The sequence below is a fragment of the Dyadobacter chenhuakuii genome (assembly GCF_023821985.2).
Taxonomy (GTDB): domain Bacteria; phylum Bacteroidota; class Bacteroidia; order Cytophagales; family Spirosomataceae; genus Dyadobacter; species Dyadobacter chenhuakuii.
In genome coordinates, this window is record NZ_CP098805.1 from 883,410 (window position 1) to 896,269 (window position 12,860).

Genomic DNA, 12,860 nt, shown 5'->3' on the forward strand with positions numbered 1-12,860 from the left:
CATATTGCCTGACGTCCACACCAGAGTAGGAGAGCGTTTCAAAAGCATTTAGCGACGGCATAATAGATAATTATTAAGCACTAATACTTGTCTTAGATTACAAGAATCAAAATCCTTTTACTATTATATCTCAAGAACTATGGAGCCATATGTAACGCTAACTGAAAGTTTGAATGAGTTGCGCAACCAAGGATATTCGGAGGACTTCAACCTTCGACAAAACTGCCTTGAGTGCCGTAACGGGCAGTTCAAAATATTTACCGATGACTTTAAAGTGGATAAATTCATTCGGTTTGAAGGGGACAGTAACCCCTCGGATGCAGCCGTGCTATATGCGATATCATCCGATGTTCATCAAATAAAAGGTGTGCTGGTAAACGGCTATGGTATTTACAGCGAATCAATAACGGACGAAATGCTGCGTAAGCTAGATATACGAAGCTAAACAGACAATTCGCTGTTGTCAAGCTCGGCCTGTGCAGCAGCATGTCAAAAGGCCGGATAGTCTTTTCGCTGTCATTCAATTGTAAATTCGAAATTTGCCAGCTGTTAGTTGGGTGATCCGCTCATTAAGAAATTAACGGCCATTGCCGCCATTGCCCTTGTACCTACTACCAATGCTTTTTCATCGACAAAGAATTTGGGATTATGGTTTGGGGCAGCTTTGGCAGGATCCTCACCTTCGGGCGTAACACCGAGAAAAATATACAGACCCGGCACTTCTTTGGCAAAGTAAGAAAAATCCTCCGAGGCCCCCTGCAACGACCCGGGTACCACGCCGGCTTCGGCAACGCGCTTCAGTACTGGCAGCATCTGTTTAGCCAGGGCATCATTGTTGTCTGTGACATCATACATAGGCAAAATGTCAACCTGCGCCCTCGCATAGGTTCCTTCCGCAATGTGCTCAGCAGCCTGCTTAATATCAGTATGAAGTTGCTTGCGTGCCTCAGGGTCATATGAACGGATGGTGCCAACCATTTTTACAGTGTCCGGAATCACATTCTGGCTGGACCCGCCATGGATCATCCCCACTGAAATAACGGCCGGCGACTTCGTCAGGTCAGCGCGTCGACTAACAACGGATTGTAAGCCGGCTATTACGTATGCCGAGGCTACTACCGGGTCAATTGTGTTCCATGGCATACCTCCATGGCCCTGCTGCCCGCTGACAGTAATATTCAGCACGTCGCTGCTGGCTGTGGCTGGTCCACTCTTGTAATCAATCTGTCCTGACTTGCCGGGGTGAACGTGTAGTGCGAATACTGCATCCGGTTTGTTTTTCTTAAACATGCCGTCTTCAAGCATCCGTTTGGCCCCCCAGCTTTTGCCCGTCCCTGGCTCTACAACGCTTGAGCCTTCTTCGGCAGGCTGGAATATGAACATTACTGAACCTGTTAGCTCACTTTTCATGCTTGCAAGAACTTCGGCTGCCGCCATTAGCATAGCCGTATGTGCGTCATGCCCACAGGCATGCATAAGGTATTCAGTCTTTCCGTTTATTTGGGATGTGGCTTTTGAAGCGAATGGTAATCCGGCGGGCTCCTTAACGGCCAAAGCGTCCATGTCAGCCCGCAGGGCAACCAACTTTCCCGGCTTCCCGCCTTTCAATATGCCTACGACCCCTGTGCCGCCCACTCCTGTCTGAACTTCAATTCCCAGGGTGCGAAGGTGTTCTGCAACCAGTTTTGAAGTGCGTTCTTCCTGATCTCCCAGTTCCGGATTTTGATGTATATCCCGGCGCCAGCCGATCAACTTGGACTCGATGGCCGTCGTCTTGTCGCGGATCTTGCTTTCAATTGCAGTTAGAGCTGATGAATTTGCCTTGGTCTGCTTGGGAGTTTGCCCGATGGCAGTCAGTGATACGTAAATAAGTATCAGAAGGGGGATGAGCTTAGCCAAGCTCTTGCTGTTTCCGTTTGCTGATTTGCCCATAACCGTTTGCAGCTTTACACTTAACTTGTTAAACATTGCCATAACTGTTTGACTGCCCCCCATCAATAGCAAGAATCTGCCCATTTACATAGGAACATTCGTCGCTTAAAAGAAACGCCACTACCTTCGCCACTTCTTCGGGCAGGCCAAGCCGTTTTGTAGGATTGGCCTTAGCATATTCTGATTCAGCAGCTTTCGGATCCTCAGGGTTTACCTGTTTAAAAGCTTCCGCAACCATAGGTGTCAGTATGGCTCCCGGAGCAATTGCGTTTGTATTGATGCCGTCTTTCGCATATTCAAGCGCTGCACTTTTTGTCATGCCTGACACTGCATGTTTTGTTGCTACATACGGGGTTTGATTTAAAACACCCCTTATTCCTCCGACGGATGCTACATTTACGATCCTGCCATACTTTTGGTTTTGCATGTAAGGAATAACATAGCGCATCGCGTAGTACACTCCCATAAGATTTATATCGATTACTTTTTTAAAGGTGTCTAGGTCATATTCTGTGATACTGGCTTGCTTGCCTTCAATTCCGGCATTGTTATACAGCCCATCAATACGGCCAAACTGATTAATTGTTTCATCAACGTAACCTTTTACGGCAGCTTCCTGGGAAACATCCGCCACAACAGTAATGATTTTGTTATCCGGGAAATCTCTGCTGATCTCATCCTTAGCCTCGGAAAGACTTTGCTGATTGTAGTCAACAAGTGTGAGATTAGCTCCTCTCATAGCAAGTTCCTTTGCGACTGCTAGACCAAGCCCCATTGCGGCACCCGTAATGATAATTGTCTTGTTTTCAAAATTTTTCATTTTTTTACCTTTTTAGAAGATTAAAATTGAAATTATGGTCAAATCGCTATTAAACGAAGATCTAGGTGAAGTTACTGCAGGAGTGAACTCTTAGGATCCGCTCGGAGAACCTAATTAATTTTGTAGCAGTTCTATTTAGCCATCCTGACTACTTGTTAGCAGTCCTGACTACTCGGTTTAACTGTCACACCTTTTAAAGTTTGATTAGTAATAATTGTTTCTTCTAAAGTACAATGTTGTGCCGACATTTCCGAAAGGCGCACATCATCGCATAGCATGTTTAAGTTACTGGTTTAAACCTTTCATTTCCCCGATCATTTTTGGGCAGCCTTATTTCGATCGGAAACAGAGCTCAAGTGGTCTGGTGTTGTTATTACATTTCAACTTATGCATGTATTACATCTAGTACTGTAAATTTCTTCATCCCTGCGGCCATTTTTTATTCCACAGGATCACCTTGGCAAAGGTCCCTGATCAGGACATTATGTCATCACATGAATTAGTCAAGTACGATTGAGCACTATTGCTGGCGATTATTTGCTTTTGTATTTTTACAGTTGTAAATTTACAGCTATAATTAATACAATCAAAATTTTAGACGAAATGAATAAAATAATTTTATTTCCGACAAAATTAGGCCCTTGGTTTTATTTGAAGGTTTTAACCGGTTTGACGCTTATATATACCTGTTTTTTAAGCAGAAGCAATCGTGAAAACATTGGGGTGCAATTTAATGAAGACAGGTGGTTAGGCATTTAAGCCTGTAACAGGGCAAAAAGTTTAGGTATATGCTTAGGGCTGATTACTATAATTTCCTAAATCCTTTTATAAGCCTGGCGGATGTTCTTTGCCGACGCCGGGCTTTCTTACTCTGGTCTTATAAACAATGTTCATATGAAATGGTCTTTTGTAATACGACAAAAAGTTAAAGCGGCAGTAGTACTTGCCGGTATTTTAGTAGTGATAATGCTTGCTTCTCTCAGTACGAATCAGACGATACAGGTTATGGATCAAAGTCTGGAATCTGTATTTGTTGACCGTTTACAACCAGCTGTTGATCTTGTGTTTTTGAGCGAAAACCTATATAACAGACGGCTTCTGGTGCAAGGGTATTTAACCGATTCATCCTCCATCTCGACAGGAGAACCGGTTAAAACCTCAGGTATTGACAATTCCGAGCGCAACCGTCTGATCAGTAGCTTTGAGAAGACTTCATTGACTGCTTTGGAAGCAAAAAAACTTTCCTATTTTAAAGATCGATTGAAAGCTTATGATAGGCTCGAAAATTCCGTTCTACAACTTATCAGTAGAAATCGCCATCAAGAGGCCGGACTTTTGTTTGGAGATCAGGGAGCAATTATTTTCCGGGAAGCTGTTTCAACTCTTCATTCTATTGCTCAAATACAGTCCGATGCGGGTAAAAAGACAATAAAAAGCGCCCACGGGCAAGCAGCAGGAGGGCTGATCAATATTTCTCTTTTACTTGCAGTCTGTATTGTAATAGGACTCGTTATTTTAAACCTACTTAAAAACCAAAGTCTGGTTGATCAAAAATCAGAGACGTTCCATTTAAACTAGCAGCTTGGCAGATAAGCTTTTGTATCAAAAGACGCTAGATTATTGCGTGGATTGAGATTTTTCTTACAAATGGGCGGATCATACGCAACTATGAGATTATTCTCCTTCATGACCCGGATTATCGATCAAAATCCTGGTGAAAATGAATTTCACCAGGCATTCCAAGAGGTGGCCGAAACAATTATTCCATTATTGAGGATAAGCCGCATTACCAGAAAGCTAAAATCCTGGACCGTAAGGGAGATGGGCGCATGAGCTATATGCAGGGGGCCAATATAGGAGGCTTTGTCCGGGTGGCTGATGCTATGCTTGCGCAAGGGCTTGTTTAAATAGAGAACCTGGCCACACGACCGTGCAAAGCTAATATCGACATTGCATAATAACTCTTTAACAATACAAGGGAGGATGACAGCTATGCAAGAACAGGGTGTTATCATTAAGGTATATAGGACATTCAGGCCACATGAGTATAGAAAAAGATAGCAATCCATCAGCATTTACGCCTAATGATCATCTGGCTAATGAACGGACTTACCTTGCTTGGTTAAGGACAGGGATCGGCATTATGGCCTTTGGATTTGTGGTTGTAAAGTTTTCACTGTTTGTAAAACAGCTTGGTTTCGTGCTGCAAACACAAGTTGCTACGCCTTCGCATGCATATTCAGCCATTATTGGGATTTTTTTGGTCGTCCTAGGTATGCTTGCCATTTTGTTTGCCTTTTTGCAGTACCGTAGGACTGATAAGCAACTTAAAACCGGGCGGTATAAACCAACAACTTTATTGACCACCATTCTTACCGGAGTCATTTTAGTCATCAGTATTCTATTAATTGCTTATCTACTGCTAAGCGTGTGATACCGCCTGTAATTATGCCGAAAAACAGCAAAACAGTGCGTAAAATAAAAGAGTAAAAAGTATTTTATTTTCCGAATCTTGAAGATATATTTGCACATAAACCAGATGCAGATGTTTTTTTCAAAAACGTGCGAATATGCAATAAGAGCGGTCATTTTTGTTGCCCAGAAGTCAGAAGGAGGCAGGAAAGTGGGTATTAAAGAAGTTGCGGCTGGTATTGATTCACCGGAACACTTCATTGCAAAAATTCTTCAGGAACTCAGCAAACGTGAGCTCATACAATCCAGTAAAGGTCCAAATGGCGGCTTTTATGTTGACAGCATTGCCCGGAGCAATACACTGGCCGATATTGTCAGGGCGATTGACGGGGAAAAAATATTTAAGGGCTGCGGGCTTGGGTTAAAAAGTTGCTCTGAAACAAAGCCTTGCCCACTGCACAACGATTTTAAAGAAATCAGAACAAAAATGCATCGCACGTTACAGTCTGCGACGATCGGGGAGTTTAATGAAAATTTGAACTTAGGGCTGAGCTACATTAAAGAAAGATAAAATTTTCCAGAGTAAAAGATATTCAGGTCTTAATATATATAATATGATCGCTGTTAGTAAGTATAAGATTATAAGTAGCGTATGCCTTTTGATTTATTTGGTTGCGACTCCTGTATATGCAAATAGCCTATTTGGACAAGCCGTTATGCTATCGGTAGGAATCGTTGCATTGGTGATGGCCCTAGGTGTGCTTTTCATTGCGGTCCTGATCAAAAACGTTGTTCAACATGATCTGATTAATAAAATCAACCCGGGTAGACAGGATTATTCAAGATATCTCCATAACCTGAATAGCCAACAGATCTCTTTGCTGCTCGACCGGATGGGGAAAAAGCAGCATTTAGGGGTTATTGCGCTCGCTATGCTTAGTTTGGTAAGTTTTCCTTCACACGCACAGTCGAGCCAACCAACTGCTGACTCGCTGCTGAGCCAGGGAGGTATTTTAATTACCATTGTCCTGATATCAATCCCTGTGCTGGCAGGCGCTATCTTCTTATTTATCAAGATCACCGACACATTAAACAGGTATAGAAACCAGCAGCGCGTGGCAGAGGCCGGGCGTGTGGCAGTATATCTGGGGGGTATTGAAGGTGAGGATCTTGCAGAAACACTGCAACGAAGAAAAGATGCGCTGGATTTTGTATTGAGTCATAATGAACTGTCGGGCGCATTAACGGCCAACGATCATAAAGGGCTGATCAACAATGTAGAGCATGAGGCATCACTTCCATTTGTGGCACGTAAAAGAAAGGCGCACGTTCGCCCGAAAGTAGACCCGCAACTTTCCAGGCTTGTCACCTGGTTCATCATCACTGCGACATTCTGGCTTGTTTTTGGAACGACGGTAGGGGAATATATTGGGATAAAATTTGTTGCGCCGGATGCAGACCAATTCAGCTGGCTGAGCTTTGGGCGATTGCGGCCGGTCCATACCAATGCCGTTTTCTGGGGCTGGGCATCACTGGCAATGCTGGGGTTAGGTAACTATGTCGTGCCCAGGGTCAGCAATACAAAACTATTCAGTATAAAACTCGGATGGTACACATTGATCCTGATTAATACGGCGGTGGTACTGGGCACATTGTCTTTGATGGCTGGAATCAATAATGGGGGCGGGGAGTACCGGGAGTACATATGGCCAGTCATGCTGCTTTTTGGCATTGGGCTTCTGCTAACATTGATCAATTACTTCAAGACAGTCGCCAGCCGCACTACGAAGGAGATCTATATTTCAAACTGGTACATTGTCTCTTCGGTGATTTTTGGAATTGTGATCGCGGTGGTTGCATATGTGCCTGTTTGGCAAAATGGGCTGGGTGAAACGATCATTCAAGGCTATTACATGCACCAGGGTGTTGGAATGTGGTTCATGCTGTTTACGCTCGGGATCGTTTACTACTTCCTGCCCCAGCAGCTCAATAAACCGATCTATTCGTATAGCCTTGGTATACTTGCTTTTTGGACCCAGATCCTTTTTTATACACTTATTGGTACCCATCATTTTGTTTTCAGTGCGATTCCCTGGTGGCTTCAAACGGTCGCCATCGTGGGCAGTGTGGGCATGATCATTCCGGTAGTGGCAGGTACGACCAATTTCCTGTTGACCTTCAAAGGCGCGTGGTACAAGATCACCGACAGTTATACGCTTCCGTTCTTTTTAACGGGTATCCTTTTTTACTTTACCGGTTCCTTGCAGGGAACTGCCGAAGCCTTCCGGTCTACCAATCTGCTTTGGCATTTCACTGATTTTACTGTCGCCCATTCCCATTTGACGATGTATGGCATTATCTGCTTTTTGCTCTGGGCAGGGATTTATGCACTTATGCCCCGTATTACCGGGCAGGAGCCGCCGCAGATCACGGTTGGCGCGCACTTTTGGCTGGCGTTGATCGGGCTTTTGTTTTACACGATACCGTTGATGTACGGCAGTACCATGCGCGGGTTGATGTGGATGGAAGCCAAACCTTTTATTGACTCGGTCAGCTTTATGGCGCCGTTTTGGCTCTGGCGGGCGATTGGGGGAAGCCTGATGTGGCTCTCACACCTGTTTTTTGCCTATAATCTTTACAGGATGATGGTCTCACCGGGCACAGTTGATATTAAGGAAACGGCATTTGAAAAGCTGAAATCTATTGATCACGTGTCCTGAAACCGAGCATATCTATCCCATTCAATTTGACATCATGGATTTCTTCGATAATCATAACAAACTATTTGGCGCTGCTTTCCTGCTCTTTATCGGCTTAACAGCTTTCGTGGCCGTATTGCCTGCCATTGATAATGAGCAGAACAATGCGCCGCTGCCAAGTGCAGTGCCGCTCAGTGAGGCGGCGATCAGGGGAAAGGCATTGTATGTCTCCAATGGATGCGTGGCCTGCCATACCCAGCAGGTCCGCAATGTGGACATGGATAAGGTTTGGGGCCAGCGGCCAGGGCTGGCGGCAGACTATGCTTCAAATCGCCGCACGGATTTCTGGCGTAATACCGCCACGCTGATGGGTACTGAGCGGACCGGGCCCGACCTAACCTCGATCGGAAGCCGGCAGCCCAGCCGGGAATGGAACCTGGTGCATTTATACAACCCGCGTATTGTGATCAAGCAGTCCATTATGCCGGCATATCCCTGGCTGTTCGAAAGTAAATCCGAGCCGGCAAAAGAGGATGTGGTTGTAAATGTTCCTGATGCGTTTCAAAGACAAGGGATGACTCTGGTAGCAACTCAGGATGCGCTGGACCTGGTCGCTTATTTACAATCATTGAAACAGGCCGAGCTCCCTGGCGCAACGGGCGCCCCTGCATTTTTATATGCAAAAGATGAACAGAAAACAGAAAGTACGGACCAGTCAATGCAAGCCAATTCTGAAACTTCCGAAAATGGCCAGATGCTTTACGCCACCCATTGTCAGGCATGCCACCAGGAAAACGGAGAAGGTTTGAAAGGCGCTTTTCCACCTTTGAAAGGTAGTACGGTTGTGCTCGATAAAGATCCATCATTAATTGTAAACATCGTGATGCGGGGCTATGACGCCCGCCAGGAATATGGGGCAATGCCCGCTGTGGGAGCGAATGCAGATTTAAGTCCGGAGCAAATAGCCGCCATTATAAACCACGAGCGCAGCAGTTGGGGCAACAATGCGCCCAACGTAACGGTGCAACAAGTAGAGCAGATTGTGCAGAAAATCAAGGAAATGCCTGTGCAATAGATGCTATGGCGGCATTTTTCAAATTTTAGAGAATTCAGATTTGATATGAAAAAAGCCTTTTTGTTAGCCGTGTTTGTCTTGATGGGCTTTTTTGCTGCGGCGTGCCCGGTATGTGACCAGCGTCAGCCAAAGCTATTACAAGGTATCGCGCATGGGGCCGGCCCGGAGAGCAACTGGGACTATCTGATCGTGTCGGTTGCTGCCATCATTGTGATACTGACGCTCTTCTTCTCGGCAAAGATGTTGATCAAACCCGGCGAAAAGTCAGACAACCATATCAAAAGGCTTATTATAAACATTTAGTGTTATGGAAGATAAAAGCACAGTTTTTCTTTTCCTGGATCAGGACCAAACGCCCATCGCTGAGTTTCTCTCCCCTGTGAATTTTGAGCTGGATACCCGTAAAATGGTGGATGGCAAGCATGAGTTGAAAATTATCAGTAAAGACCCGACGGGCAAAGAAGGTATCCGGATCATTCCTTTTGAGGTAAAGAACGGGCCTGCCATTGCCGTTGAAGGTATCGCCGAGAATGCAGTGGTGGATGGGATAGTCCCATTAATGATCAATGCATATGGAAAAGGGGACCAAAAGCGGTTTCTGATTACCGGAAGTGAAACACCCCAGAGCATTCCGGCCTGGATCTGGATCCTGCTCATCGGCTTTTTAGGGTGGTCGATCTATTACCTTATCCGATACATTAACTTGGTAACTATTTGAAATGAAAACAAAACAAGAGATACTCGACATTGACGATATCAAGCTTTTGGTAGATTCTTTTTACGCAAAGGTCAGGGCGGATGCATTATTATCACCCGTTTTTAACGAGCGGATCAGCGATAACTGGCCGCAGCATATGGAAAAAATGTACAAGTTCTGGCAGACAGTGCTTTTAAAGGAGCATACTTATTATGGAAGCCCGTTTACACCGCATGCGATATTACAGGTTGACCACACTCATTTTGAAAAATGGATGGATTTATTTGTCGGGACCATTGATGAACTGTTTATCGGCGAGAAAGCCCAGGAAGCAAAGTTCAGGGCGGAGAAAATGGCGGAAATGTTTGAATATAAAATCAAGTACTACCAAAGCTATCCATCCCGTGTGATTTTATGAGATCCGGTCAAATCAAGACCGTGCCTATGATGCAGGACCATGAAAACGAATGCAAGCGCATGCGAAAAATCGCAGCATTGAGTGGCAATTACACACCGGGCCCTGATGCTTGCACTGCCAATAAAGCTTTGTTTTTTGTGCTTGAAGAATTTGAGAGTGATCGGCACAAGCATATACATCTTGAAAAGGAATTGCAGGCGGATGATTAGCAGAACCTAACATTTAATCAGAATATGAGGTCTGATAGTATGGAAACGACTGAGCGAGATCTTATAATAAACGTAAAGCGGATATATGAACCGGCCAGCAAAAAGGATGGCTTTCGCATACTTGTTGACCGTTTATGGCCAAGGGGATTAAAGAAAAGCCAGGCCGGGGTCGACCTTTGGCTTAGAGAAATTGCCCCGAGTGCCGAACTGAGGAAATGGTTTAACCACGACCCGGAACGGTGGCCGGAGTTTGTTGCAGACTACAACTTCCAGCTCAACAAAAACAGGCAAATTGCCGGGCAACTTATCGCTTTGATCAAGCAGCACAAAAAAGTATCCCTTTTGTATGCTGCCCAAGATGAACAGTTTAACAATGCCATTGCGTTGAAAGGGTTCCTGGACAAATTCATGAAAGCAGACCATCAATGAAAGATATTCCGGTAAGACAATGATTATCCATCCCATTTGTCTAGTGTTTATACTTACAATTCTTTGTAGCTCCTGCGGAAGGGACCAGGAAACGTTGCGCCAAAGGAAGCCGAAGGTAATCGAAACAATTGCTGATCTGGACGCATTACCACGGTACGTGACAGACCCTGATGACAACCCTTCGACCCCGGGAAAGGTAAACCTGGGCCGGTATTTGTTTTTTGACCCTATCCTTTCCGGAAACAAGGACGTATCCTGCGCCACCTGTCATCAGCCCGAGTTCAATTATGCTGAGTTCCTGGAAACCTCCATCGGGGTAAATGGGAGAGGTACTGGTAGCAAGCGACGATTTCTGGATCCCAATGACATTCCGTTTGTCAAAAGAAACTCGCAAAGCATTTTAAACACAGCCTTTAACGGCATAACCAATCACGAAACATACAGGCCTGAACTGGCCCCGATGTTTTGGGATTTAAGAGCAAAAGGATTAGAGGCGCAGGCATTGGAGCCAATTAAAACACTGGAAGAAATGCGGGGCAATGCTTATGTGGATCACCAGATCCTGGATGAAATCATCGAGCGGATAAATAAGATCCCTGCCTATAATGAGCTATTTTCGAAAGCATTTCCCACAGATCCCAAACCAGTCACCCAAAAAAATTTAGCGAAGGCGTTAGCGTCCTTCGAGCGGACGCTTATTGCTAGCAATACCCGGTTTGACCAGTATATGCGCGGTGACAGCAATGCATTGTCGACCAGCGAAAAGGATGGGATGAATGCGTTTTTAGTAACAGGATGCGCAAAGTGTCACTCGGGTCCCATGTTTTCTGATTATAAGCTGCATACTTTGGGCGTGCCCGACACTGATAACCGGGCAGAAAGTGACGCGGGTATCAATCAAGATTATGCATTTAGGACACCCACACTACGTAACCTGCGTTTTACTGCTCCCTACATGCACAGTGGCAAGTTTACTACTTTGGATCAAGTGCTGATGTTTTATGAAGATGTGGCAGGAGGAAAGATTCTCAACCGGAATGTGAAAGCTGGCAGCATTGATTCCCTCGCCACACACATGGACGTGAATTTCAAGGATATTTCAAGGATCGTCGAATTTTTAAATACACTCAACGATGATTCCTTTGATAAAACAATTCCTGTAACCGTACCAAGTGGCTTACCTGTGGTAGGTCTTTGAACAGTGAGGAGTAAGCAAAAGCATTAATAATTAAGTCAAACACTTATAAATTTGAAAGAAGAACAGAAATGCACAATTCTCTTTACACTGATTTACGGAAATGAAGAATATCAGGTCCAGACGCTGGAAAGGAATTACCTGTCTTTGATGACGTTAATTTCGGATTATGTGAACATTTCTGGATTTGGGCTCTGTTGTGGTATGGGAAGCTGCGGAACCTGTATGGTACAAATAGATGGACGCTTCACCCTAGCCTGTCAGGTTCCTGTTGACGATTGGCTTGCTAATTCCGAAATAAAAATTGAGCCTTCCATTATTTTTACATCTTGATGCTATTAACCCTTACATCTATCTAGTAAAAGATACTTACGAAAGAAAAAATGCAACCTTTGAGGAAATAATAAAGGCTTATAAAATTTCATCAAAAACTACATTTTATAAAATATTAAAAGCAGCTGAGAAGGTTGTATAGAATATGTCTGCTTCAATGATTAAATAGTTGATAATCAGTAATTGAAATAAGTATGGCAAAAAATAAAATTGAAACGGAGGAAATTTTGAAAGCGTCTTATAGAGTTGAACTGTTTATTAGGAAGTTTGAGAAGCAGATCCAAACAGCTTTAATTTATGAGCCTAGTGGTAGTATTGGACAGGATATACAAGTGCTGAATGAATTTGTGAAAAATCAAAAGATGCTTATCGAGGATGCTAGGAAATCTCTTTCCGGGAATTACGATTATAAGAGTAATTACTTAGATACAGAAATTGTCTCGACCCCACTTTCAACGCGGACTTCCTTATGTTTGAAAAATGCTGATATAAAAACAGTCAAAGACTTGATAGAAGCAAAGAATAAATACGGACTAAGTCATTTTAAGAATTTTAGAAATTTTGGGAAAACCGCGTATGATGAAGTTGTTCGATTTATAAATATCGTTGAAAACCTCTAACATCGCATGAGATGCTGTACT

Annotated in this window: 17 protein-coding genes; 15 read left to right on the forward strand and 2 right to left on the reverse strand. The window is 44.1% G+C overall.

Features of this window, described 5'->3' with window-relative positions; translation table 11 throughout:
• Positions 1-139: 139 nt before the first annotated feature.
• Complete coding sequence (locus NFI80_RS03735) at positions 140-445, forward strand: phosphoribosylpyrophosphate synthetase (RefSeq protein WP_233796315.1); 306 nt, start codon at positions 140-142, stop codon at positions 443-445.
• 104 nt (positions 446-549) lie between these two features.
• Here the strand turns inward: NFI80_RS03735 and NFI80_RS03740 are convergent, their stop codons facing one another.
• Complete coding sequence (locus tag NFI80_RS03740; RefSeq protein ID WP_234612795.1) at positions 550-1,968, reverse strand: amidohydrolase; 1,419 nt, start codon at positions 1,966-1,968, stop codon at positions 550-552.
• Positions 1,961-2,752 (reverse strand): glucose 1-dehydrogenase, encoded by a 792-nt coding sequence (locus NFI80_RS03745; protein ID WP_235160251.1) that lies wholly within the window; start codon positions 2,750-2,752, stop codon positions 1,961-1,963. Before NFI80_RS03745 ends, NFI80_RS03740 begins: the two co-directional genes overlap by 8 nt.
• A gap of 894 nt (positions 2,753-3,646) precedes the next feature.
• On the opposite strand from NFI80_RS03745, the gene NFI80_RS03750 reads away from it, so the two are divergent.
• The 14 genes from NFI80_RS03750 to NFI80_RS03815 all read left to right on the forward strand — a co-directional run bounded on the left by NFI80_RS03750 (position 3,647) and on the right by NFI80_RS03815 (position 12,839).
• Positions 3,647-4,330: an MCP four helix bundle domain-containing protein gene (locus tag NFI80_RS03750; RefSeq protein WP_234612797.1), complete on the forward strand. Its 684-nt coding sequence runs from the start codon at positions 3,647-3,649 to the stop codon at positions 4,328-4,330.
• A gap of 90 nt (positions 4,331-4,420) precedes the next feature.
• Positions 4,421-4,585 carry a hypothetical protein gene (locus tag NFI80_RS03755; RefSeq protein ID WP_234612798.1) on the forward strand — a complete coding sequence of 55 codons (165 nt, stop codon included), beginning with the start codon at positions 4,421-4,423 and terminating at the stop codon, positions 4,583-4,585.
• A 208-nt stretch (positions 4,586-4,793) separates the two neighbouring features.
• Positions 4,794-5,186 carry a YidH family protein gene (locus NFI80_RS03760; RefSeq protein WP_234612799.1) on the forward strand — a complete coding sequence of 131 codons (393 nt, stop codon included), beginning with the start codon at positions 4,794-4,796 and terminating at the stop codon, positions 5,184-5,186.
• A gap of 111 nt (positions 5,187-5,297) precedes the next feature.
• Complete coding sequence (locus NFI80_RS03765) at positions 5,298-5,735, forward strand: RrF2 family transcriptional regulator (protein ID WP_233794383.1); 438 nt, start codon at positions 5,298-5,300, stop codon at positions 5,733-5,735.
• 145 nt (positions 5,736-5,880) lie between these two features.
• Entirely contained in the window at positions 5,881-7,884 is a 2,004-nt protein-coding gene (locus tag NFI80_RS03770) for a cbb3-type cytochrome c oxidase subunit I (protein ID WP_234612802.1), read from the forward strand.
• 34 nt (positions 7,885-7,918) lie between these two features.
• Complete coding sequence (locus tag NFI80_RS03775) at positions 7,919-8,938, forward strand: cbb3-type cytochrome c oxidase subunit II (protein WP_234612804.1); 1,020 nt, start codon at positions 7,919-7,921, stop codon at positions 8,936-8,938.
• 45 nt (positions 8,939-8,983) lie between these two features.
• Entirely contained in the window at positions 8,984-9,241 is a 258-nt protein-coding gene (locus NFI80_RS03780; protein ID WP_234612805.1) for a hypothetical protein, read from the forward strand.
• 4 nt (positions 9,242-9,245) lie between these two features.
• The gene (locus NFI80_RS03785; RefSeq protein WP_234612806.1) at positions 9,246-9,656 is read left to right on the forward strand and encodes a cytochrome C; all 411 of its coding nucleotides are present in this window, start codon (positions 9,246-9,248) and stop codon (positions 9,654-9,656) included.
• Between the two features lies 1 nt (position 9,657).
• Complete coding sequence (locus tag NFI80_RS03790; RefSeq protein ID WP_234612807.1) at positions 9,658-10,053, forward strand: group III truncated hemoglobin; 396 nt, start codon at positions 9,658-9,660, stop codon at positions 10,051-10,053.
• Positions 10,050-10,262 (forward strand): hypothetical protein, encoded by a 213-nt coding sequence (locus NFI80_RS03795; RefSeq protein WP_234612808.1) that lies wholly within the window; start codon positions 10,050-10,052, stop codon positions 10,260-10,262. The genes NFI80_RS03790 and NFI80_RS03795 overlap by 4 nt, the downstream gene beginning before the upstream one ends.
• 24 nt (positions 10,263-10,286) lie before the next feature.
• Positions 10,287-10,691, forward strand: coding sequence for a DUF488 domain-containing protein (locus NFI80_RS03800; RefSeq protein ID WP_234612809.1), 405 nt, complete (start codon positions 10,287-10,289; stop codon positions 10,689-10,691).
• A 94-nt stretch (positions 10,692-10,785) separates the two neighbouring features.
• On the forward strand, positions 10,786-11,889 hold the full coding sequence (locus tag NFI80_RS03805; RefSeq protein ID WP_254414168.1) for a cytochrome-c peroxidase: 1,104 nt from the start codon (positions 10,786-10,788) through the stop codon (positions 11,887-11,889).
• A gap of 51 nt (positions 11,890-11,940) precedes the next feature.
• Entirely contained in the window at positions 11,941-12,219 is a 279-nt protein-coding gene (locus NFI80_RS03810) for a 2Fe-2S iron-sulfur cluster-binding protein (RefSeq protein ID WP_234612811.1), read from the forward strand.
• A 194-nt stretch (positions 12,220-12,413) separates the two neighbouring features.
• Complete coding sequence (locus NFI80_RS03815) at positions 12,414-12,839, forward strand: DNA-directed RNA polymerase subunit alpha C-terminal domain-containing protein (RefSeq protein ID WP_234612812.1); 426 nt, start codon at positions 12,414-12,416, stop codon at positions 12,837-12,839.
• Positions 12,840-12,860 lie beyond the last annotated feature (21 nt).

Excerpts from the sequence above, each read along its gene's own strand:
- NFI80_RS03735 (WP_233796315.1), top strand. The coding sequence starts at position 140 with ATGGAGCCATATGTAACGCTAACTGAAAGTTTGAATGAGTTGCGCAAC.
- NFI80_RS03740 (WP_234612795.1), bottom strand. The coding sequence starts at position 1,968 with ATGTTTAACAAGTTAAGTGTAAAGCTGCAAACGGTTATGGGCAAATCA.
- NFI80_RS03745 (WP_235160251.1), bottom strand. The coding sequence starts at position 2,752 with ATGAAAAATTTTGAAAACAAGACAATTATCATTACGGGTGCCGCAATG.
- NFI80_RS03750 (WP_234612797.1), top strand. The coding sequence starts at position 3,647 with ATGAAATGGTCTTTTGTAATACGACAAAAAGTTAAAGCGGCAGTAGTA.
- NFI80_RS03755 (WP_234612798.1), top strand. The coding sequence starts at position 4,421 with ATGAGATTATTCTCCTTCATGACCCGGATTATCGATCAAAATCCTGGT.
- NFI80_RS03760 (WP_234612799.1), top strand. The coding sequence starts at position 4,794 with ATGAGTATAGAAAAAGATAGCAATCCATCAGCATTTACGCCTAATGAT.
- NFI80_RS03765 (WP_233794383.1), top strand. The coding sequence starts at position 5,298 with ATGTTTTTTTCAAAAACGTGCGAATATGCAATAAGAGCGGTCATTTTT.
- NFI80_RS03770 (WP_234612802.1), top strand. The coding sequence starts at position 5,881 with ATGCTATCGGTAGGAATCGTTGCATTGGTGATGGCCCTAGGTGTGCTT.
- NFI80_RS03775 (WP_234612804.1), top strand. The coding sequence starts at position 7,919 with ATGGATTTCTTCGATAATCATAACAAACTATTTGGCGCTGCTTTCCTG.
- NFI80_RS03780 (WP_234612805.1), top strand. The coding sequence starts at position 8,984 with ATGAAAAAAGCCTTTTTGTTAGCCGTGTTTGTCTTGATGGGCTTTTTT.
- NFI80_RS03785 (WP_234612806.1), top strand. The coding sequence starts at position 9,246 with ATGGAAGATAAAAGCACAGTTTTTCTTTTCCTGGATCAGGACCAAACG.
- NFI80_RS03790 (WP_234612807.1), top strand. The coding sequence starts at position 9,658 with ATGAAAACAAAACAAGAGATACTCGACATTGACGATATCAAGCTTTTG.
- NFI80_RS03795 (WP_234612808.1), top strand. The coding sequence starts at position 10,050 with ATGAGATCCGGTCAAATCAAGACCGTGCCTATGATGCAGGACCATGAA.
- NFI80_RS03800 (WP_234612809.1), top strand. The coding sequence starts at position 10,287 with ATGAGGTCTGATAGTATGGAAACGACTGAGCGAGATCTTATAATAAAC.
- NFI80_RS03815 (WP_234612812.1), top strand. The coding sequence starts at position 12,414 with ATGGCAAAAAATAAAATTGAAACGGAGGAAATTTTGAAAGCGTCTTAT.